This window comes from Chryseobacterium paludis (assembly GCF_025403485.1).
GTDB classification, from domain to species: Bacteria; Bacteroidota; Bacteroidia; order Flavobacteriales; family Weeksellaceae; genus Chryseobacterium; species Chryseobacterium paludis.
Genome location: NZ_CP099966.1, coordinates 3,026,961 through 3,047,730, shown reverse-complemented (window position 1 = coordinate 3,047,730; position 20,770 = coordinate 3,026,961). Strand labels below are relative to the sequence as shown.

At 33.9% G+C, this 20,770-nt stretch carries 21 protein-coding genes; 8 read left to right on the top strand and 13 right to left on the bottom strand.

Annotation, left to right across the window (positions count from 1 at the left end):
• Positions 1–106: 106 nt before the first annotated feature.
• From NG806_RS13805 to NG806_RS13785, 5 genes are all read right to left on the bottom strand, one after another.
• Positions 107–1,684: a BamA/TamA family outer membrane protein gene (locus NG806_RS13805; protein ID WP_261510135.1), complete on the bottom strand. Its 1,578-nt coding sequence runs from the start codon at positions 1,682–1,684 to the stop codon at positions 107–109.
• Positions 1,685–1,730: 46 nt separating this feature from the next.
• The gene (locus tag NG806_RS13800; protein WP_261510133.1) at positions 1,731–2,531 is read right to left on the bottom strand and encodes an SDR family oxidoreductase; all 801 of its coding nucleotides are present in this window, start codon (positions 2,529–2,531) and stop codon (positions 1,731–1,733) included.
• 2 nt (positions 2,532–2,533) lie between these two features.
• Positions 2,534–3,754 (bottom strand): 3-phosphoshikimate 1-carboxyvinyltransferase, encoded by a 1,221-nt coding sequence (locus tag NG806_RS13795; protein WP_261510131.1) that lies wholly within the window; start codon positions 3,752–3,754, stop codon positions 2,534–2,536.
• A gap of 94 nt (positions 3,755–3,848) precedes the next feature.
• The gene (locus NG806_RS13790) at positions 3,849–4,175 is read right to left on the bottom strand and encodes a nucleotide pyrophosphohydrolase (RefSeq protein ID WP_089852986.1); all 327 of its coding nucleotides are present in this window, start codon (positions 4,173–4,175) and stop codon (positions 3,849–3,851) included.
• Positions 4,175–5,581, bottom strand: coding sequence for a hypothetical protein (locus NG806_RS13785; protein ID WP_261510129.1), 1,407 nt, complete (start codon positions 5,579–5,581; stop codon positions 4,175–4,177). Before NG806_RS13785 ends, NG806_RS13790 begins: the two co-directional genes overlap by 1 nt.
• Before the next feature lie 186 nt (positions 5,582–5,767).
• Between NG806_RS13785 and NG806_RS13780 the strand changes: the two genes are divergently transcribed.
• The 8 genes from NG806_RS13780 (at position 5,768) to guaB (ending at position 12,900) form a co-directional block, all read left to right on the top strand.
• Positions 5,768–6,019 (top strand): type B 50S ribosomal protein L31, encoded by a 252-nt coding sequence (locus NG806_RS13780; protein WP_002976190.1) that lies wholly within the window; start codon positions 5,768–5,770, stop codon positions 6,017–6,019.
• 231 nt (positions 6,020–6,250) lie between these two features.
• The gene (locus tag NG806_RS13775) at positions 6,251–7,417 is read left to right on the top strand and encodes a GlmU family protein (protein WP_214831841.1); all 1,167 of its coding nucleotides are present in this window, start codon (positions 6,251–6,253) and stop codon (positions 7,415–7,417) included.
• 93 nt (positions 7,418–7,510) lie between these two features.
• Entirely contained in the window at positions 7,511–8,020 is a 510-nt protein-coding gene (locus NG806_RS13770; RefSeq protein WP_214831839.1) for an RNA polymerase sigma factor, read from the top strand.
• Positions 7,995–8,666: a hypothetical protein gene (locus NG806_RS13765; protein WP_214831837.1), complete on the top strand. Its 672-nt coding sequence runs from the start codon at positions 7,995–7,997 to the stop codon at positions 8,664–8,666. Before NG806_RS13770 ends, NG806_RS13765 begins: the two co-directional genes overlap by 26 nt.
• 64 nt (positions 8,667–8,730) lie before the next feature.
• Positions 8,731–10,014, top strand: a complete 1,284-nt coding sequence (locus tag NG806_RS13760; protein WP_261510123.1) for a DUF4252 domain-containing protein — start codon at positions 8,731–8,733, stop codon at positions 10,012–10,014.
• 11 nt (positions 10,015–10,025) lie between these two features.
• Positions 10,026–10,526, top strand: a complete 501-nt coding sequence (locus tag NG806_RS13755; RefSeq protein ID WP_261510122.1) for a DUF4252 domain-containing protein — start codon at positions 10,026–10,028, stop codon at positions 10,524–10,526.
• 30 nt (positions 10,527–10,556) lie between these two features.
• A complete protein-coding gene (locus NG806_RS13750; protein ID WP_261510121.1) occupies positions 10,557–11,270 on the top strand; it encodes a protein kinase family protein in 714 nt (237 codons plus the stop codon).
• Between the two features lie 169 nt (positions 11,271–11,439).
• A complete protein-coding gene (guaB, locus tag NG806_RS13745) occupies positions 11,440–12,900 on the top strand; it encodes an IMP dehydrogenase (RefSeq protein ID WP_214831828.1) in 1,461 nt (486 codons plus the stop codon).
• A 233-nt stretch (positions 12,901–13,133) separates the two neighbouring features.
• Here guaB and NG806_RS13740 read toward each other — a convergent pair whose 3' ends face one another.
• The 8 genes from NG806_RS13740 to NG806_RS13705 form a co-directional block, all read right to left on the bottom strand.
• Positions 13,134–13,652 carry a DsbA family protein gene (locus NG806_RS13740; RefSeq protein ID WP_214831818.1) on the bottom strand — a complete coding sequence of 173 codons (519 nt, stop codon included), beginning with the start codon at positions 13,650–13,652 and terminating at the stop codon, positions 13,134–13,136.
• 5 nt (positions 13,653–13,657) lie between these two features.
• A complete protein-coding gene (locus tag NG806_RS13735) occupies positions 13,658–14,122 on the bottom strand; it encodes a redoxin domain-containing protein (protein WP_261510118.1) in 465 nt (154 codons plus the stop codon).
• Positions 14,123–14,234: 112 nt separating this feature from the next.
• Positions 14,235–14,432, bottom strand: coding sequence for a KTSC domain-containing protein (locus tag NG806_RS13730; protein ID WP_261510117.1), 198 nt, complete (start codon positions 14,430–14,432; stop codon positions 14,235–14,237).
• 647 nt (positions 14,433–15,079) lie between these two features.
• Positions 15,080–15,391 (bottom strand): hypothetical protein, encoded by a 312-nt coding sequence (locus NG806_RS13725; protein ID WP_261510115.1) that lies wholly within the window; start codon positions 15,389–15,391, stop codon positions 15,080–15,082.
• A 57-nt stretch (positions 15,392–15,448) separates the two neighbouring features.
• Positions 15,449–15,760 carry a hypothetical protein gene (locus tag NG806_RS13720; RefSeq protein WP_261510114.1) on the bottom strand — a complete coding sequence of 104 codons (312 nt, stop codon included), beginning with the start codon at positions 15,758–15,760 and terminating at the stop codon, positions 15,449–15,451.
• 116 nt (positions 15,761–15,876) lie between these two features.
• On the bottom strand, positions 15,877–16,251 hold the full coding sequence (locus NG806_RS13715) for a helix-turn-helix domain-containing protein (protein WP_261510113.1): 375 nt from the start codon (positions 16,249–16,251) through the stop codon (positions 15,877–15,879).
• 208 nt (positions 16,252–16,459) lie between these two features.
• The gene (locus NG806_RS13710) at positions 16,460–17,122 is read right to left on the bottom strand and encodes a hypothetical protein (RefSeq protein ID WP_261510112.1); all 663 of its coding nucleotides are present in this window, start codon (positions 17,120–17,122) and stop codon (positions 16,460–16,462) included.
• A gap of 10 nt (positions 17,123–17,132) precedes the next feature.
• Entirely contained in the window at positions 17,133–20,702 is a 3,570-nt protein-coding gene (locus tag NG806_RS13705; protein WP_261510111.1) for a DUF6443 domain-containing protein, read from the bottom strand.
• Positions 20,703–20,770: the final 68 nt, after the last annotated feature.

The following is a 20,770-nucleotide window of genomic DNA, read 5'->3' as shown; positions in this document are numbered from 1 at the left end:
GGATAAAATAAATTAATATAATTATAAAGCTTAAAAAGCTGTTTATATCACTTTTTTTACTTTATTTTAAAAGACAGATATGGGTAGGAATAAAAGGAGTTTCTCTCTAAAATCTACTTAAGATCCCCCAGTGAATTTTAATGTCATTAAACTTGAATGGATTTCCAAATTCATTACCGTTCGAAATCTGGAAGCTCATTAAGCCAATTGGAATAAAGAAGTTAAATCCGAGCCCGACACTGTAGAGCTTGGGTTTTACACTTAGAGATTTATTGTTGAGCTGCCCATATTGTCCAAAGAAATCAAAAAATGCCTGATTTCCTATCAGATATCGGTATTCTAAACCAGCGTAATAATAAAAGTCGGCGGCGAGGGATTTTTCATTAAATCCCCGCATTGAGTTCCAGCCTCCAAAACGATATAATTCATTGGCAGAAAATTCAATCTTCGAATCCATCATGGCTCCTTCTGCCTTTATATTGAGGAAGTGGTTGCCTGAAATATGGTAATTATGCTCTCCAAAGAAATAGAACTGGTTTTGATTGGCCTTGATGTTATCTTTCGTATATGTAGTGGTAAGAAAGTCATACCCGGCATTTATTTTTGTTTTATAAAGAAAAAGGTCAATATCAGTAGGTTCTGTCATATCAAGCCAGACTCCAATCCCTTTTTTGTTGTAATCTTTACCCTGAACATATAAAGTATCGATAATACTTGACGTTTCAAAAGTTCCTCTCAGACCTACTTTATATCGGTTATTAATATGGTAATAAAGTGCAGGAAGTAGTTTTACATTAGCGAATGTAGAATCTTGTCTGAAGATATTCACTTTCATGTTTAAACCCACATTTGATTTAAAAAGATAAGGGACGTCGGTCTGTAGATCAAAGGTTTGTCCTTTATCAGGATTTCGCTGCCAATATAAATTGATCGCCTCAAAACCATTGAACATATTCCTGAAACTTACATTCAATGTTCCGTTTAAAGTAAATTTGTCTGTCTTATCATTTCCAAAACCAATAACTCCATCAAAAGTATTGGTTTTTTTCTTTTCCATAAAAAGATAAATCTGTGTGGAATCTTTTGTAAAAAGGGTCTGAGGAGGTCGTTCTAACGTGACAAAAGGGTGGCTTTGAAAGTTTTTGTTGATGGCGATCAGATTCTTGTCGTCATAAGTTTTTCCTTTGAAGTCCTTTTCAAGATTTTTTATAAATCTTTTTGGAACCCTTTCATAGCCTTTTACCACAAAACCATTTATGGTTCTTTTATCATTTTTATTGATCTCCAGCTCTACAATAGGGTAGCCATCCTTCTGGCCTTTGTATTTGGACTTGATCCTACTAAATGAATAGCCATCATCAATATATCTTTTGTTAATGTTTTTCTTTGTTGAATCTAAATTCTTAGTGAAGAATTCTTTTTTAATTTTCAATTTTCCAACAATAGAATCAGAGAGATTAACGTAGGTCTCATTAAAATTTTTGCCTTTATCATAAAAGATCTCTGTGCTGTCGCCTTTTATTTTGACATCTTTTAATTGGGTGAAGAAATAATTGCTTTGTGCCAGCGAATCAAGAAACTTTGCTGCAGAAGCAGAATCTTTTACTTTTTTCGTTTGTTTAGTTTGTACATCAGTAAGCCAATACATCTTCTTTTGCGCCTGAACAAGAACGCAAAACAGCACGAAAAATATTTTAAGTAAAAGCTTCAAACTCTTTTAAAAACTGAAACTAATCCAGTTTATTGTATTTTTTCATTAGATTTTCATAAGTTCCCTGTGGAAGTATCCATTTCAAAGGAACTCCTATCTTTTGTCCGAATTTACCAAAATAATAATGAGCTTTCCATTTATTTTTACTTAAAAGATTTTCAATATATTCTGCAACTTCCAGAGGCTCGGTTCCATCACCCACATGAGAATTCATTAAAGCATATACTTTGTCAAAGACATTTTTATAGGGTTCAGAAACTTTGGTTCTCACTCTATTTTCTGCAATACTTGTTTTAATATCTCCTAAATGAAGTGAACAAACATCAATATTCCATGGGTATACTTCGTAACGCATTGCTTCAGTTACTTTGTCCAATGCTGATTTTGAAGCCGAATAAAATCCACGGAATGGTAAGCCCATTTCACTTCCGATACTGGAAATGTTGATGATCTTTCCGAATCTATGTTCACGCATGTTAGGCATGACAGCGCTCATCATCTGAACAGAGCCTACCAGATTCAGATTGAATAATTTCAAAATATCTTCCTTGGATGAATCTTCAACAGAACCTACCATTCCCATTCCTGCATTATTGATCAGGATATCAATTTTTGTTTCTGTTTTTAAAACTTCTCCAATAGCATTTTGAACGGCATCATTATCAGTGATATCTGTAGGAATAGATTTGAAATGTTGACTTTCCGTATGTTTTCTGCTTAAACCATATACCTTGTGACCTTTCTTTCCGAAATATTCAGCAAGAACGAAACCTATTCCCGATGAGGTTCCTGTGATGATTATAGTTTTATGTTGTGACATTATTAGTTTTTAATTAAAATAGTATTTAGATCTTCCCAAAACTTAGGATATGATTTTTCGACAACATCTTCCTCTTCGATATTCAATTCTTTAATCAGGCAGAATGGAGCAAAACTCATCGCCATTCTATGATCCTGATAGGTTTTAATGGAAATATTTTCTTCCGGTTCTCCAAAACTGATAGACTTAATCGTTAAATCGGTGATCTCTGTGTCAGTTCCTAATTTTTTAAGTTCATTATATAAAGCCTGAAGTCTATCCGTTTCTTTTACTCTTAACGTTCCAAGTCCTGAAATATCAAAAGGAATTTTTAGTGCCGCTGCTGTTACACAAAGAGTCTGTGCAATATCGGGGCAGTTGTTCATATCCAATTCAATTTTTTCTGGAAATATAAAATTAGGATCAGGCTGTAAGGTGATCTTATGGTCATCTTCTGAGAAGATCGTTTTAATACCAAAAAACTCTTCATAAATTTTTGCAATGGCTGAATCTCCTTGAGTAGATTGTTTGTAGAAACTCTTCAGATGTATTGTTTCTCTTCCCAGTGCACAAATGGAGTAAAAGTATGACGCTGAACTCCAGTCACTTTCCACTTCATAACAGATCACAGAAGATGGATTGGTGAAAGGTTCTACTTTTATGATATTTCCGGTAAAGCTTGCTTTAATTCCGAATTTTGTCAGAATATCCAGAGTCATTTCAATATAAGACCTTGAAGTAATTTCACCGACAAGGTTGATCTCTAATCCATTCTCCAATTTTCCTGCAATAAGCAATAAGGAAGTAATGAACTGGCTTGAAATATTAGCAGGAACATTGACTTTGGACTGAGTAATTTTCTTTCCAGTGATTTTTAAAGGTGGAAAGCCCTCATTTTCCATATATTCAATCTCAGCTCCCAGGTCTTTTAAGGCGCTTACTAAATTTTTGATCGGTCTTTCCTTCATTCTTCCGGAACCGGTAAGAATGGTGTTCTTACCTTCAAAAATTGAAAAGTAAGAAGTAAGGAAACGCATTGCAGTTCCTGCATGGTGAATATCTACTAATTCAGAATTCCCGGATAGTGCCTTACTAAGCATATCCGTATCCTGAGAATTTGAGAGATTTCCGATTTTTATATTATTAAACAAACTTTCCAAAATCAACAAACGATTCGAAATACTTTTCGAACCGCTGATCTGTATTGTTTGGTTTCCTATTAGGTTGAATTTTTCTAACTTCATTGTTTCTTAAGATTTCAGATTTCAGACATCAGAGGCCAGACAGGTACTTCAAACTTTCAAGAGTCTGATATCTGGGATCTAGTATCTGAAATCTTTATTTCAGTTTTTCATTATTCTGATGCCGCTCTTTATCACGGTCAGTTTTTATCTTCATTTTTTTATCAAAAGCTTCCTGTAAATTGACTCCTGTTTGGTTGGCTAAACATAATGTTACAAATAAAACATCGGCCAATTCCTCGCCCAGATCTTTGCTTTTATCGCTTTCTTTTTCACTTTGTTCACCATATCTTCTGGCGATAATTCTGGCAACTTCTCCTACTTCCTCCGTTAGCATAGCCATATTGGTCAGCTCATTAAAGTAGCGAACCCCAATTGTTTTGATCCATTCGTCGACCTGCTGCTGTAAATTGGTAATCTCCATTATTGATAAGCTCCAAGAGTTGGGTTAGCCGTTCTTGATACATTAGCAATATCTGTTGGAACCGTTGCTGCCACCGTAACATCTCCTTTATTTTTTGCAGGTGAGGTGGTTTTTACCCTTAGATTCTGATGAGCCGTAAAGTAGTTAACAAATTGAGGATCTTCGTTCTTTAAACTCTGAATCACATTTGGATTGCTGTCAAAATTAAATCCGGCCTCTGAGGTTCCGGAATATTTCAACAGACAATTTTGAAATTGAAAATTAAATTGCTGACCTGGAGTTTGTTCAAAATTAACTGAATTATCCCTGTCAGAGTATACAATACTGTTTTTTACATTCAATTGTAAGGCGCCTTGCTCTGCTTGTCCTGCATCATTTTTCCATTCGTTAGTGGCAAAAATGCCATTTCTATTGGATGAATTCATGGTTCTTGAGTAATTCGCTATTGTAGAGTGAACATAACTATGATTACCTCCTTTAAAAATACCTACTGCGGATTCACCACAATTGTTCATGACAAGGTTCTTTGCATTTACCGTAGCATTTATAGCATAGATCCCATATTCCTGGAAAGTGTGGATAAATGAATTGGTGATGGTTGCATTGGTCTGTTTCATTTCTAAGCCTCTTGTCCCTCCGAAAAGCCTTCCGTAATTCATATGAAGAGTAGATCCTACATCCATTCTTATAGAATTCCAGTTCTTAGGAATGGTGTCGTAATAAGGATCGTTACGGTCTCCACGGAGAACAACCTCATTATTCAATGTTCCATTGATATTTAAAGTAGCACCTGTAGCTACTTTCATTCCGCTGTTTTTATGGAAATAAACTTTAGTACCCTGTTCAATATCCAGTGTAATATTAGGATTTATAGTAAGGTCACCATAAATGATTTTGGCTTTAGTATTATTCCAGGTGGTATGGTTGCTGATCACATTTGGATTGGTTGGAGTCTGAATAAAGAATTCAGCATCCTGAACTACAGAAAATAAAGTTACATGTTGCTGTCCTGCCAGGCTTGTAAAGACGACACGGTCTTCAGCGATTGCTTCTGGCCCTGTTGCTTGAGGTGCAATTTCAACGAAAATATATAAACTGTCTTTTTTTCTTAAAGGAACATCCTTAAAATCAAAACCTGATTTTCCATCTACATTGATCTTATATAAAGAAGCAGATCCCTTTTCCAGATTAATTCTCGGAATAGAAATATCTTTGTCTTCATTATTATATACTTTCACAACATAAGTTTCAGAACGGACCTGGTGATATACTGTATCACAAAATACCGTGTCTCTGGAGAATCTTAATTGTTGGGAAGGAGCGTCAAAACTAATATCATCTTTATTACATGATACCATCATGAGAAGCATCCAAAAAGAAAAAGCCAGTAATAATTTGAATTTCATCGAAATTAAAGTTTAATATAGATTTCAAATTTAACGAAAATACTTTAAATTTCTTATCAATTAAAAAATATTGGATTAGCTATTTGGATATTTAAAAAAATATTGTATTTTTGCAGCCTAAAATTAGCAGAGAAATATCCATTACTATTTCGAAAGCAGAACTTTAATTTTTTAAAAAATTGTATTATGAAAAACGGAATTCACCCAGAAAATTATAGACTTGTTGTTTTCAAAGATATGAGTAACGACGAGGTGTTTCTTTGCAAATCAACTGCAGAGACAAAAGATACTATCGAGTATGAAGGACAGGAGTATCCTTTAATCAAAATGGAAATCTCTTCTACTTCTCACCCTTTCTACACTGGTAAAGTGAAGTTGGTAGATACTGCAGGTAGAGTAGATAAATTCATGAACAAATACAAAAAATTCGCTAAGTAATTTTTTGAAAATAAAAGATATTAAAGTCTTCCAAATATTTTGGAAGACTTTTTTATTGTTTTTTAAATAGAAATTCGAGATCAGAAGTAAAAAGTTAGTCTTACTATTTGTATTTTTGTTTTAGATAGAAATTAGAACTTAAAATCTGAAAATTTATTATATCAATGGTATATCATGACTTTCAGCTTCGAACTTCTAGCTTCGGATCTTTAACCTCTAACTTCTTAAAAAATGCAATTAGTATTCTCAGATGCACAATATTGGGAAGATTTTCTTCCGCTTACTTTTACACGTCCTATTGCAGAAATGCGTTGTGGGATTCTTACCTTCTCTGAAAGATGGCAGAAATTATTAGAAAATTCTGAAGTTTCTTATTTCACAGAAAATTACTTACAAAAGAAATTTAAAAATCCCGATGAAAAAGAGAGTCTGTTTCTTGTGACTAATTTTCTTCCAACTGAAAGTGTATTACAGCAAATAAAAGATCTGAAACAAGGAGAAGCTTTAGTATATGAAGATGAACTGATTGCTGCTAAGATCAATATGAAAGGTTTTTCATTAAGTCAGATTGAAAAAATGACGGATATTAAAGAAGAGCTTGTTTTCTTTAAGAAACCAAAAGATCTGTTTACTTATAATCATAAAGCTATTGATTTCGATTTTAACTTATTAACGGAAGGAAAAGTATCACAGGAACTTTCTTCAACCAATGGTTTTTTAGGTGATAAAAAGGATTTATTCATAGAAGAAGGAGCAGAAATTGAGTTTTCTACATTAAATACAAAAACCGGTAAAATTTACATCGGAAAAAATACAGAAGTAATGGAAGGCTGCCACCTTCGTGGACCTATTGCACTTTGTGATCATTCTAAATTTAATCTTGGAGCAAAGATCTACGGAGCAACCACAATTGGTCCTCATTGTAAAATTGGTGGTGAGGTTAATAATATTATTGTATTTGGATATTCCAGTAAAGGCCATGAGGGTTTTGTAGGAAATTCTGTTATTGGAGAATGGTGTAATTTCGGAGCAGATACGAATTCTTCAAATATGAAGAATAATTATGGACATGTAAAATTCTGGAGCTACAGAACCAAGGCTTTTGAAGATACAGGATTACAGTTTGCCGGATTAATTATGGGAGACCATTCTAAAACGGCTATTAATACACAACTTAATACCGGAACGGTAATCGGTGTAGCATCTAATATTTTTAAAGAAGGATTTCCTCCGAACCTTATAGAAAATTTTTCGTGGGGTGGATTTAAAGGAGATGAAAGATTTAAATTAGATAAAGCTTACGAAGTTGCAGAGAGAGCAATGGCAAGAAGAAAAGTCCCTTTAACAGAAGATGACAAGGGGATTTTAAAACATATTTTTGATACTTATCAGACCTGATTATAAAAAGGACTTCAATTATTTTGAAGTTTTTTTGTTTAATGATGTAATAAAATCAATTTTTTAATTGTCTTACTAATAGAAGCAAAACTTATGACCCAGGAAACCTTTAAAAATTCGGTGTTTATTCTCAAAAATGAGATGTATCGTTTTGCGAAAAGGTTTGTCATGAGCAGTGATGAAGCAGAAGATGTCGTGCAGGATCTAATGGTCAAGTTTTGGCAGAAAAGAGATGAGCTGGAGCAGTTTGGAAATTTAAAATCCTATGCACTGAAATCAGTAAAGAATGAATGTCTGAACAGACTGAAGCACCATGATGTAAAGATTGGTTTTGCAGATATGCAGCTTCATCGGTCAGAGCTCTATAGTATGGAAGTTAATAACCTCAAGGATCATATTATTGGATTTATTAATCAGCTTCCTGAGAAACAAAAAATGGTTATCCATTTAAAAGATGTAGAAGAGTATGAAGTGTCTGAAATTTCTGAAATGCTGGAAATGGAAGAAAATGCGGTAAGAGTAAATCTTATGCGGGCAAGACAAAAAGTAAAAGAACAAATCTCACAACTGATGAATTATGAACAACGATCAATTTCAAGATAAGTACGAAAAAATCTTCCAGGAAATAAAGGAAGAGAAAATGGATTGGGATTTTGAAGATTTTCTTCAAAAAGCAGAAGGCGTAAATAATGATGATACTAAGATCATCCCCCTTGAAAGTAAAAAACCTTCTTTTCCAAAATGGTTTTGGATGGCCGCCAGTGTAGTGGTTCTTTTAAGTGCTGGATTTATTGTTAATTACAATCTGGGAAATTCTGATGTAGATGATCAATCTAAATTGGTAGAAAATCAGGTGCTACAACAAAAAAAGGATTTTATTGAAGAAAATCACGAGCCTGAACAACAGGTAGCCGTAAATAATACAGATACCATTGAGGGTGCGAAAAAAGATTCCCTGATTCAGGAGAATACAATTGCGGAGAAAGACGTGATGGATGAAATTCTTCCAAAAAGAGGAAGATTGAAAAAAGAAGTAAGACCAAAATTTACATACAATTCTTCTTATAAAAAATATAATGCCGCTAAAAAAGATTCTACGGGATACAATAACAATTATGTGATTGTAAACGGAAAAAGAATCGACAATGTAGAAGAGGCTATTAATGTGACTAAATATTCATTTCAAATATTTGCAAATAACGTTAGTGAAAAGTTAGCACAACCTAAAGTGATGGACGATGACTATTAACTAAAAAAAAGAGATTACTCCCTGATCAGGCATTAATTATCAGATTAAAATTAAAAATTGACTCATGAAAAAAATATTGATAATATTCGCGCTTGCTTTTTCCCATTTTTTTACTGCATATGGGCAGGAAGACAAGTTCGATAGACTTTTTGAAAAATATCAACAAGTAGAAGGTGTAACTTCTATTAAGATTGCAAAACCAATGTTTGGAATGCTTAGCAGTCTGAATATCGATGACTCTCAGCTGGATCAGATCAAGCCATTACTCTCCAAGATCAATGGATTGAGAATTCTGATCACAGAAAATCCCGAAAATGCGGACAGCAGCGTAGGGAGGAAGGTGCAAAATAGTTTGTCCCAGATCAATAAAGATATCTCCTCTTACCTTAGCCACCTGAATTACAATGAGATTATGACCGTAAACAGTAGTGGAAACAAAATAAAGTTTCTTTCGTCAGAAGCTAAAGACGGTATACTGGATGATGTACTCTTAAGTATAGACAGTGGAGATGGAGGTAATGTCTTGGTAATGCTGGATGGAAAGCTCTCCATGGATGATCTTAATAAAATTATTAAGTCCAGTGAAACGAAAACAAGCTCGATCACCAATACCAGGACAAGCAGCGTTACTTCGAGTAACAGCACTTCATACCTGAATGGCGAGGCCAGAAATGTGGGTGAGTTCTCAGGAATTCAGGTAAGCACAGGTGTAAATGTGGTTTATAAACAGGAAAGCCCGATCAGTGTAAAAGTAATTGCTGATGCTGATAAACTTCAGTATGTTATTACCAAAGTGGAAAATGGTATTCTGAAGGTGTATGTTGATAATAAAGGGGTGAAAAATTTGAGATTTAAAAACTTAAATGTTAACGTTTCTTCTCCAAGAATGAATAATATAAAAACATCTTCAGGAGCAAACTTTGTAACAGTAAATACAGTGAAAGAAGATAATATGGATATCGAAGCTTCATCGGGAGCCGTTATCAATGGAAAGTTTAATATTTCTAATGTTACTAATGTCAGTTCAACTTCAGGTGCTAATATCAAAGCAACAATCAGTACTTCCTCTATCGTTGTTAAAGCATCAAGCGGATCAGATACTAAGCTTGAAGGGCAAGCTAATTCTGGAGTAATGGATATAAGCAGTGGGGCGGTATGTAAAGCTGAAAACTTAAGAATAAACGAAGTTGAGGCGGAATCTACATCAGGAGCAAGTCTTAGCATTAATGTGGATCGTAAACTTAAAGTAAGGGCTTCATCAGGTGGATTGGTGAAATATAAAGGAAACCCGGAAATTGATTCTAAAATCAGTAAAATGTCAGGTGGAACTTTAAAGCCCATCGACTAAAACCAATCGCCATGAAAAACTTAAAAACCATTTTATTTATTAGTTGTACGCTACTTCTGCTTCAGTCTTGTGTAGTTTCACATCGGCCTAATATGGATTTCTTTTCAGACTCCGGATATGATTTTAAAGGGGCAAAGTTTGAAAGTATCAATGTACCCATGTTCTTAGCCAAGCCTTTTATAAAAAAAGCGCTGAGAGAAGATGGAGATAATGAAGAAGTTGTTGATCTTATCAAGAAGATATCGAAAGTCAAAGTGTTGACTGTAGAGAATGGAGACCCAGAGATGCTGGCAGATTATGCGAAATATCTTAACAATAACAATTATGAAGATTGGGCAACGATAAAGCATGATGGAGATAATGTAAATGTCCGGGTAAAACAATCCGGTGAAAACATCAAAAATATGCTGATCACAGTAAACTCAGATAAAGAATTGGTGTTTGTAGATGTGAGAGGGAACTTTACTCCGGATGATATTTCAAAATTCATTAATTCAGCTTCAGATAAATAATTTATTTTTATAAAATAAAATTATTTATTCATGGAAAAACTAATCAGAGAAGTGCATATGCTTAAGATATATGCAGCTTCACTTACTATCGCATTCGTTTTACTTTTTTTACTGGCTTTTAAATCCAGTAATGAACATCAAAGGTTTGAGGAAATTGATGTGGAACGAATTAATATCGTTGAGAAGGATGGAACCTTAAAAATGGTGATCAGTAATAAGAAACGCCAACATCCGGGATTACTCAATAGCAAACCTCTTAAAGAAAGAGAAAGAGAAAGAGAAGCGGGGTTAATTTTCTTTAACTCATTGGGGGATGAATGTGGCGGACTGATTTATGATTCTGATGAAAAGGGTTCCGGAATGGTATATTCTGTGGATCAGAGAAAAACAGATCAGATCATGCAGTTGCAGTATACTGAAGGTACAGGCTCAGATAAGAAACGGGCTTATGGCTTGAAGCTATGGGACAGGCCAGATGATTTCCCATTGGAAAAAGTCTTGAAGTTCGATGATTCTTTACAAAAGTTAAATGATCCTGTTGCCGTAAAGAAAGCTTTTGCAAAATTGAGGGAAGAAGGCAAGCTTGGTAATGAACGTTTTTTTGCAGGAAAAACCTCAAACGGAGATGTTGGACTTTTTATCCGCGATGACAAAGGACGATTACGTTTAAAGATCTATGTGGATAAAAACAATCAGACCCACATTGAAAATATTGATGAAAAGGGACAACCAGCAGCTCATTAAAAGATAATTTCATATTCATATTCATATAACTCATTTTATTTTGTCGAAAACCGCTTTTAATTAAGAGCGGTTTTTCGATTTAACTTATTGATTATTAATTTTTATTTAAACTATTGAAAAGGATTTTCATATCTCACTAAAATAGCCTAATTTTGCAAAGAAAGTAAAGATGTCTATTCATAACAAAATTGTAGAGACAGCCATCACTTTCGATGACGTTCTTCTAGTCCCTTCTTATTCAGAAGTTTTACCTAACCAGGTATCATTAAAATCAAGACTTACCGATAAAATCACACTGAATGTTCCGATAGTATCTGCTGCAATGGACACAGTTACTGAAGGCGATCTTGCGATTGCATTAGCAAGAGTAGGTGGTTTAGGTTTCATTCATAAAAACATGACGATCGTAGAACAGGCTGCACAGGTAAACCGTGTAAAGCGTTCTGAAAATGGTATGATCTCTGATCCTGTTACTCTTTCAAAAGATCACACTTTAGCTCAGGCTAAAGAAATGATGGCTAAATATAAAATTTCAGGTTTACCGGTTGTAGATCCGAATAATGTATTGATAGGAATCATTACCAACAGAGATGTAAAATATCAGGAGAATCTTGATGCAAGAGTGGAAGAGATCATGACTAAAGAAAATCTGATCACTTCTGATAAAAATACCAATCTTGAAAAGGCAAAAGAAATTCTTCTTAAAAGCCGTGTTGAAAAGCTTCCTATCGTAGATCAGGACAATAAACTGGTTGGATTAATTACGATTAAAGATATCGATAATCAATTAGAGTATCCAAATTCAAATAAAGATCAGAAAGGCCGTCTTATTGTAGGTGCAGGAGTTGGAGTGGGTGAAGATACTATGGACAGAATTGCAGCATTGGTACAAGCTGGTGTTGATATTGTTGCTATTGATTCTGCTCACGGACATTCTAAAGGAGTTTTAGATAAAATTTCAGAAATCAGAAAAGCATATCCGGATCTGGATATCGTTGGTGGAAATATTGTAACAGCTGACGCTGCGAAAGATTTGATCAAAGCAGGAGCAAATGTTCTTAAAGTAGGTGTTGGACCTGGTTCTATCTGTACGACAAGAGTAGTGGCAGGAGTTGGAGTTCCTCAGTTATCAGCGATCTATAACGTTTACGAATACGCTAAATCTAAAAATGTAGCCGTAATTGCAGATGGTGGAATCAAACTTTCCGGAGATATTGTAAAAGCAATTGCAAGTGGAGCAGGAGCAGTAATGCTTGGTTCTCTTTTAGCAGGAACTGACGAGGCACCAGGTGAAGAAATTATCTTCCAGGGAAGAAAATTCAAATCTTACCAGGGAATGGGAAGCCTTTCAGCAATGAAGAGAGGAGGTAAAGAAAGATATTTCCAAAGTGAAGCTAAAAAATTCGTTCCGGAAGGAATTGAAGGTAGAGTTCCACACAAAGGAAAATTGGAAGATGTTATTTTCCAGTTGACAGGTGGATTAAGAGCTGGAATGGGTTACTGTGGGGCGAAAGATATTGAAGCTTTACAGAAAGACACCAAAATGGTAATGATCACAGGAAGCGGATTAAAAGAATCCCACCCTCATGATGTGATCATCACACAGGAAGCTCCGAATTATTCTTTGTAATAATAAATTAAATATAAAAATAAGGCTACCTCATTGTTGAGGTAGCCTTATTTATTATAAGTAAGAATGACTGTCGTCAGATCGAGTGTTTTTCGAAATACAGGATGTAATCCTGCGAACGTAGTTCAGAAGAAAAATGTATCGAGATCTGATCATACAAAGATTTCTCAATACGGTTTTTATCCAAAACATACCCGAAATGATATCACTAATTTTTTAGAATATAGCTTCAACTAAGAAAGTAGGTCAATGAAAGAATCATATGTTCCATCATAGTCTTCCCATTTTTCTCCATTAACAAAAAATGATGGAGTGCCATTTACCCCACTGCGCACACCACCTTCAAAATCGGCTTCAATTTTACCCTGAAGTTCTGCGGTATTGATCTCATTCTCGATTTTATTGACATCCAGTTTCAAAACTTTTACACACTCCTTGAGCAAAGCTTCATTCAATAAATTTTGGTTGTCGTAGATGAGGTCGTGCATTTCCCAAAATTTCCCCTGCTTTCCTGCGGCCTCGGCTACTGTTGCCGCTGCCATAGCATATTCGTGAGCATCGGTTAAAGGAAAATTTCTAAATACAAATGCGACATCATCTATATTTTCTTCCACAAATTTTCTTACCAAAGGAAAAGCGTGTCCGCAATAAGGACATTGATAATCGCCATATTCGACTAAAACTATTTTTGCAGTATCCGGATTTCCCTGAACATGATCATGAGGACCAATAGGAATTCTTAAAGTAGACATAAATATTATTTTTGTTTTAAATTTTCTAATGCATCAATGATTCCGTCAGCACCGGGATTAATTCCATCTGGTGACAGATAGCTCCACTGGATCGTTCCTTCCGGATCAATAACAAACAACGCTCTTTTTGAAGTCCCGTTTTCTTCATTGTACACACCATAAGCTTTTGAGATTTCACCTTTTGGATTGAAATCTGCCAATAAAGGAAAATGCAGTTTTCTGTTTTCCATAAAAGCATCATGACACCAGGCACTGTCAACAGAAATACCTAGAATATCGGCATTGTATTTATGAAAAATAGAAAGCATTTCATTATATAAACTCACCTGATCTCCACACACCGGGCTCCAGTCTGCAGGATAAAAAACGAGTATTAGGTTCTTTCCTAAGAAATCAGAACGTTTTAATTTCTGATCTGGAGTAGCGTGAAGTTCAAAATCCGGGGCTGAGGTTCCTTGTTCTAATATCATATTTTTGGATTTGGTTAAATAAAGAATTCGAATTAAAAATTAAAATTAGGAATAAGAAATCAATTGATAGTCCTTGCTGACTTAAATTAATGTTAAAATAATCCCATTGATATTATTTTATTCTTACATATTTAAATTTCTTCTTAATAACCTTATTGAGAAATGTTCCTTTAGATTGAAAGGCTTTGAATTGATCAACGATGCGTTGGGAAACCTTCAGATAATCATAAACTGCTCCCGACTGATATACAATTCGTAATATTTCAGTCTCCGGAAAATATTCATAACTATGTACAACTGAGGAAGGCATGTTTTAATTGTACAAAAAACATTCCTATTAGGGTATGTTACCAAGGTTATAAAACCACAAGGTGGGATTATTTAGCTAAGAAAATTATCGGACTCTAAATTTTTAATTTTTACAAATTTGATAGGAAGGGGAATTACCTTTTTATCGATATTACTTTCTCTATCCCCATTTTCATTTACAATACATAAACAAACATCACATTCATAAATTATTTTTTCCGATGTTTCCTCTAGATAAACTCTAAGATTATCACTACCACAAGGACATTCTTTATTAGATTTAAAAATTAAGATATTATGAAGGATATTACTTACTCTTGTGATTGGTTGTTGATAAAATTTATAGTCAGCTGAAAGTATATCAATTTTTATTATTTCTTGTAAAGAATACCAAACATGATCTCCAGTATATAAAATATTTTTGATATTTAATGTTTCGTAGTATTCCAGGAATTCTGAATATAATTGTTTTATTTGTTTGTCATTTATTTTTTTGATTTCTGTTGACCATACTAATAAAAGATCTACGAAATTGTAGATGTCAGGAGTAGGCTCTTTGTGTTTTAGTGTAGATTTTAAATCCTTCCATTTTTTTTAATACAATGTAGCTCACAATTTTTGATATTAGAAATGTTGTTAAAAGTGATTCTATTCTTCTTTTCTCATATAAACCCAGGAAACCAAATTGTCCAGTTTTGAAAATGGCTCATTTGTATATATACAAAGTTCTTCTACTGTAGAAAAGTTAATATCTGAACAGACCTCACTAGTTACTTCGGCTATATTTTCATAATCTTCTTCTTCGGGTTCTTTATCTAAATAATAAATAACTGTAAGTTTTTCTGTGTTTTCAAATCCTATAGCAATTGCTCTAATTGAAGAATATATCATTCCCCATAATGCTCTTTGAATTGAAATTAACACGTCTCTTCTCAGTTCTATATATCTTTCATTTTCCATAATTAATATTTCTTGGATTAGCTAAGACAATATATAATCCTCTCTACGACATTTTTATTATTTGTTATTAATTTTTGCTTGCTTCTTTGAATCATCGAGGTCCTTATCAATATCAGGCGTAGAAATAACCCTTGAAAGAAATTTAACGGTCCCTCCTTTTTTCCATGAACGATTGGCTAAAATAATTCCCAATATAAAACCCACTAGTCCAATTGAAATTCCTATAATTATACCTAAAGTATTTTGAATAAAGTAGTAAGCAATATAGCCTATAACACATCCTGCAATTAGTGGGGATATAAAAATCTGAATCCAACCTACTATTTCTGTAATGTATTCAAATAGTTTAAAAAAGGATTTATTTTTCATTATAGTTTTGTTAGATCCTAAATCTCACTTGCTGATGTATTCTATCATAAAAGCCAATTTCTTAAAAATTGGCTTTTGCTATTTTGAACTCAAAGTAGATTTTTTTTGAAGGTTTATTATTTTCCGGACTTGAATTTCTCCAATTCCTGTTTCAATGAGTCAACTTGTTCTCTCAATATTTTAATATATTCCTGTTGATTCTCTAAGATGTAATCTGGGATATTATAATAATGGTAGTTGTTAGATTGATAGTTGCCAGAATTATCATTAAAAGTTGCTGTATCATTATGCAGCACAACTGACACTCTTTCTTCTTTAATATCCTCAACTGGAACCTCTAAAGCTTTAGCCAGTTTTTCCCATTCATCATCATATATTCTTACATCTCCATTTTCCTTTCTGCAATAATTGGAAACATCCGTTGAAAGAATGTTCGACATATATTCCTGAGTATACCCTCTTTGCTTTCTTAGACTTTTTAGCTTTTCCATAATGGTTGTGTATGTGCTTTCCACAAATATAAAGAAAATTGTTGTTTTTAGTTTTATTGGGGAGGATTTCTTGTGAGGGGATTGTAGAAATATTCGAAAGATGTTTTAAAATAAAGCTCCGAGAAAGGATACTTTCTCGGAGCTGGTTATTATCTTTTATTTGCTTTTTGTCATAGAATGCGCCAGCAGGGGGAAACATTATCCTTTTTTACCTCTCAATATTTTCATTTAATAAAGAATGCAAACTTTTAAAAGAATAGTTTTTATATGATTTTGTATTGACTGCATACAATTCATTTTTATAATTAATAAAGCTAACAGACATTTCTTCATTGGGTGTAAGATAGCCAAAATCCTTTTTCCCCTTATTATTAAAGGAAAAATTAATATAATTGCCTTGAAAAATAATTTCTACAAAATGATCATCAATTCTTTTTAATTCCTTACCATCTAGATAATATTTTGTTTCTTTTATATGAAATGGAAAGTCGTAAAAACTAAAATATTGTCCAATTTGAACATCAGCATCAATTGGAAAACGTGTTATTTCATAATTAATAGCAAAATCGTTATTTGACTTATTAATAGCAAATGGGGTATTATTAAGCATTCCAAGTTTTGTAACTTTAATATAATACTTATCATTCACTATTGCATCAAATCCGATATTATTATTATCATAATTAAAGCTTTTTAGGTAAGCTACTTTTATATTACGGTTATTAAGCAAATCTTCTAGTGCAAACTTTGGTTTTGAATTACTTACTATTAATTTGTTGTTATATTCTGAAAAAAGAACTGTTCTGTAGATAAGATATATGATAACAGTAAGTCCAATAAAAAAGGATATTAATAAAAATTTCTTTTTCATAGTTAATAAATTATAAGGTTAAATGATCATTAATGACTCCGCCTGATGGTAAGACAGGCACCACAGTTGGAGGTGTAAATCTCTCAACTACATACCCTACTATAACCATTGCAGCTGTAAGAGGTTTTATTCCATATGAATTTATGCTTGAATTGTTATTGTCAAGTTTTTGTCCAAAATTTAATGAAATGTCGCTGTTAATAAGGTCAAATGATAAAGTACCCGAACCACCAAACGAATAATTTCCAATACTAATCATAAATCCATTGGTATCCGAACTGCTCGTAAGTTCATTATATAAGTTAAGAGATGATAAATTCAACTGCATAGATATTAAGCCACTTAGATTACCCGTATTAAAATTTCTTACCGTTCTATAATCTATATTTGATATTCCTGCCCTTCCTTTCGTATGATACATCGTATTTTCTGCTTTTATGAAAGGATTTTCGTTAATTAGACTTGTAACTCCTGCAAATGTCGTTGTTTTTGTTGGATTCCCTCCAAGTTTTAACCTATGACCATCTAAACCGGTTATATCATTTTTATTTTGCGCAGGTTCCCCATCTTCCCACCATTCTAGATATTTACCTCGATTAATTAGTTTAAATCGATCATTGCCAGCTTTTGCAGCATCCATAAGATCTCTAAACGCCTGCGTGTCTCCAAATTTTGGACTATTAGCAATCATATATCCTCCTCCTGCGCCGCCACTTTTACCAATTGGTACCATCTTATCTGCTCTTGTGCCTGTAAGTCCCAACCACCAGTAAGAGTTTGGATTCGTAGCTTCGATCCCGCTAGCTTCATATGGCATTGCAAATTTTCTTCCATCTGGATCAATAAAGCTGATAGGATTGTTTACAACATAATTATAAGGTGAAAATCTTCTACTTGTTTCTGCTAATGGATCTACAACCCCCCATCTTCCAATGTCAGCTATGTACATTCTGGCGCCATAATCATTCCATCCGGTTTCCTTTTGAAGTTCTTTACCATTATATCTATAGTTATAGGCAGGATTTCCAACTAGTGCATTATATCCTTCATGTTTTAATCCAAAAGGATAATAATTGTTTTCTTCAATGATCTCTGTTCCACCAGTTGAGTTTTTAGAGTAACTTATTCTCACATTTCCTAGATGGTCTCTATAGCTGTAAATATACTTGTTATTTTCAAAATTGTAATAGCCTTCAGAAGTTGGAACAAACTTTAAAGTCAGAGGCATAGTAGTAGGGCTAAGAATATTGACTTGATCTTCGTATTGAAATCCATTTAAATATTCAGTTAGGGCATAAGTTTCCATGTTCGACTTTCCAGAACCAAAAATATAAGTCTTTCTAAGTTTTGTCCCATCTGCCCGATATAAATATTTAGTACTAACATTAAAGTCACTTTCCATACTTGATGGTCTCGGAATATAAGTCTTATCAAACTTTATGTAATCTGGAAGATTAAGGAAGTTATATTTGATTTGTAGAATTCCTTTATCTACATGGTCTGTCATATTTCCATTATCATCATAGACTATTGTATTTCCTGATACATCGGGATAGCCAATGTAATTTCCAGATGCATCTTTAACAGAATTAAGCCTGTTCCCTGTATAAGAATAGGTAAGATTATCTATCAGTGCAGCTGTTCCTGCAAAGCTTTTTCCATTTCTCTGCAAACTGGTGATATTACTGTTCATATCATATCCTATAGTTTCATTAAAGAAACCATTTTGAGGAACTGATGAGCTCGGCTCTGAATAGGTCCCTTTTTTCAGCCTGTTCAACCCATCATAAGTATAAGTATATCTTCTTAAAACATTATCGCTTGTTGTTTTCCAATCTACCTCACTAATAGTCCCGTTATACTTTGGCGAAGTTCCGATCGGGTTGGTATACTTCACTTCGTATCCAAATAATTTTCCACTGAGAATGGCTGGGTTATTGACCTTGATAACCGAGCCTCTGATGTCATAGGTATAATCAATGCTTTGCAGATTATTTCCCACTTTTTTATTGGAAAGCTGAGAGAGTTCATTATAGGTATTCTCTGCAAGAAGTTCCTGAGCTCCTCCATTCACCTGATGCCATTGCTTTTTTAGTCTATTTTGAGCGTCATACTCAAATGTATGAGTGATGATTCTTTCTGTATCTGTAGAAAGCCTTTTATGATACACTTTGGATTGCTTTGGTACTCCTGCAAAATCAAGTTCTGTCTCTGTTTTTGTATATCCACCCAGATGATTGATTTCATAACCTCCAATTGATCTTCCTTTAGCATCGTAATACACGTAACTTTTCGTCCAGTTATCATCCTCAATATTTTTCACTAAAGACATCACTGGTAGGTTTTTGGTGTTTACTGTAACATTCTGTGTATGAGGAATGACTGGTTTAGTCAAAATAGTGGTAGGGAATGGAGGATTAAAAGAATAGGTCGGATAAGTATCGTAATAATTAACGGATAAAATAGTTTCTACTTCCTTGCACCAATCATTCGTATAATAGATCTGCATTCCATTTCTGGTAAAACCCTGAGTGTTTCTATATTCGGTAATTACATAATTGTTAAGTAGACTTTGCAGACTTGGTCTGTCCACACCCGGTATAATTCCAGTATAAATTATCCTTCCAAATGTATCATATTTTGTGAGGAACCATTTACCTGTTTTACGCAATTCTGCATCTTGTGTCATGATCAGTTGATCAGCTTTATCGTACACCATATACTCCCATCCTTTTCCTGGAAGTTTTTTTTCTACCATTCTTCCAAGACTATCATATCTATACTGATAGCATAAATTGTCTAATGTAGTCTGATCTGGTATAGAGGCAGTAACGGCCAATGGAGGGATTACATAGGTTAATTGACCATACTCATTGTACACATAATAGGTGTCTGTGTTTTTAGTTCCATCATTTTTTCTTACCAAAATTACCTGTCCCAAACCATTGGTAAACTCAATGGTGGTATTTCCATCTGCATCTGTTGCTGTATTTTTTGATAAGGTATTGGCTGCATACACTCCACTATAAAAAATTTCAGTGGAAGTTGTTTCACCCGCCCATGCGGTAACAGATGTTATTTTTTTTACTTCTCCAGCGGCATTAGCAGCATAGGTAAACTGGGAGGGATGCGTGGCCCAGTTATTTCCTATCGAAGTAACTTGTTTCACTCTCCCGGTTGGAGATTTTTCCAGTGTCTTTTCTCCATAAATCCTTTCATTTCCATAAACAGCTGTAACATTATCTAAAGGGGTATTATAAATAGCTCCGCCCTGAGTTCCTGGTTGGGGAACAGGAAGGTATTCCTTGGTTTGTCTTCCATTTTCATTATCGTTATAAAAGATGGGTTTTACTATATCTCTTCCTTGTGGTGTAGCTTTTACAATGATTGATTGCTTAGCTCTTCCCAATCCATCAAAATACTGAATGGCCTGAATTTGTCTGGCATTGGGACTTGAGGAAGTAACCTCTTCAAGGTAAGTTCTGCTTTGTATATAGTTTTCGTTAGTACTTGGGCCTGTTTGCGCATAAGATGATCCTGCTACAAACAATATGCTGAATATATTTAAAATTCTTTTCATAAGTTTTGATTTTTGTATTATAGTATGGTGCATTTATGCTTATTCTACATGAATACATTGTACTTTAA

Coding starts and splice junctions, on each gene's coding strand:
- NG806_RS13755 (WP_261510122.1), top strand. CDS start 10,026: ATGAAAAACTTAAAAACCATTTTATTTATTAGTTGTACGCTACTTCTG.
- NG806_RS13800 (WP_261510133.1), bottom strand. CDS start 2,531: ATGTCACAACATAAAACTATAATCATCACAGGAACCTCATCGGGAATA.
- NG806_RS13770 (WP_214831839.1), top strand. CDS start 7,511: ATGACCCAGGAAACCTTTAAAAATTCGGTGTTTATTCTCAAAAATGAG.
- NG806_RS13790 (WP_089852986.1), bottom strand. CDS start 4,175: ATGGAGATTACCAATTTACAGCAGCAGGTCGACGAATGGATCAAAACA.
- NG806_RS13780 (WP_002976190.1), top strand. CDS start 5,768: ATGAAAAACGGAATTCACCCAGAAAATTATAGACTTGTTGTTTTCAAA.
- NG806_RS13705 (WP_261510111.1), bottom strand. CDS start 20,702: ATGAAAAGAATTTTAAATATATTCAGCATATTGTTTGTAGCAGGATCA.
- NG806_RS13725 (WP_261510115.1), bottom strand. CDS start 15,391: ATGGAAAATGAAAGATATATAGAACTGAGAAGAGACGTGTTAATTTCA.
- NG806_RS13795 (WP_261510131.1), bottom strand. CDS start 3,754: ATGAAGTTAGAAAAATTCAACCTAATAGGAAACCAAACAATACAGATC.
- guaB (WP_214831828.1), top strand. CDS start 11,440: ATGTCTATTCATAACAAAATTGTAGAGACAGCCATCACTTTCGATGAC.
- NG806_RS13775 (WP_214831841.1), top strand. CDS start 6,251: ATGCAATTAGTATTCTCAGATGCACAATATTGGGAAGATTTTCTTCCG.
- NG806_RS13710 (WP_261510112.1), bottom strand. CDS start 17,122: ATGAAAAAGAAATTTTTATTAATATCCTTTTTTATTGGACTTACTGTT.
- NG806_RS13765 (WP_214831837.1), top strand. CDS start 7,995: ATGAACAACGATCAATTTCAAGATAAGTACGAAAAAATCTTCCAGGAA.
- NG806_RS13730 (WP_261510117.1), bottom strand. CDS start 14,432: ATGCCTTCCTCAGTTGTACATAGTTATGAATATTTTCCGGAGACTGAA.
- NG806_RS13785 (WP_261510129.1), bottom strand. CDS start 5,581: ATGAAATTCAAATTATTACTGGCTTTTTCTTTTTGGATGCTTCTCATG.
- NG806_RS13715 (WP_261510113.1), bottom strand. CDS start 16,251: ATGGAAAAGCTAAAAAGTCTAAGAAAGCAAAGAGGGTATACTCAGGAA.
- NG806_RS13750 (WP_261510121.1), top strand. CDS start 10,557: ATGGAAAAACTAATCAGAGAAGTGCATATGCTTAAGATATATGCAGCT.
- NG806_RS13720 (WP_261510114.1), bottom strand. CDS start 15,760: ATGAAAAATAAATCCTTTTTTAAACTATTTGAATACATTACAGAAATA.
- NG806_RS13740 (WP_214831818.1), bottom strand. CDS start 13,652: ATGTCTACTTTAAGAATTCCTATTGGTCCTCATGATCATGTTCAGGGA.
- NG806_RS13735 (WP_261510118.1), bottom strand. CDS start 14,122: ATGATATTAGAACAAGGAACCTCAGCCCCGGATTTTGAACTTCACGCT.
- NG806_RS13760 (WP_261510123.1), top strand. CDS start 8,731: ATGAAAAAAATATTGATAATATTCGCGCTTGCTTTTTCCCATTTTTTT.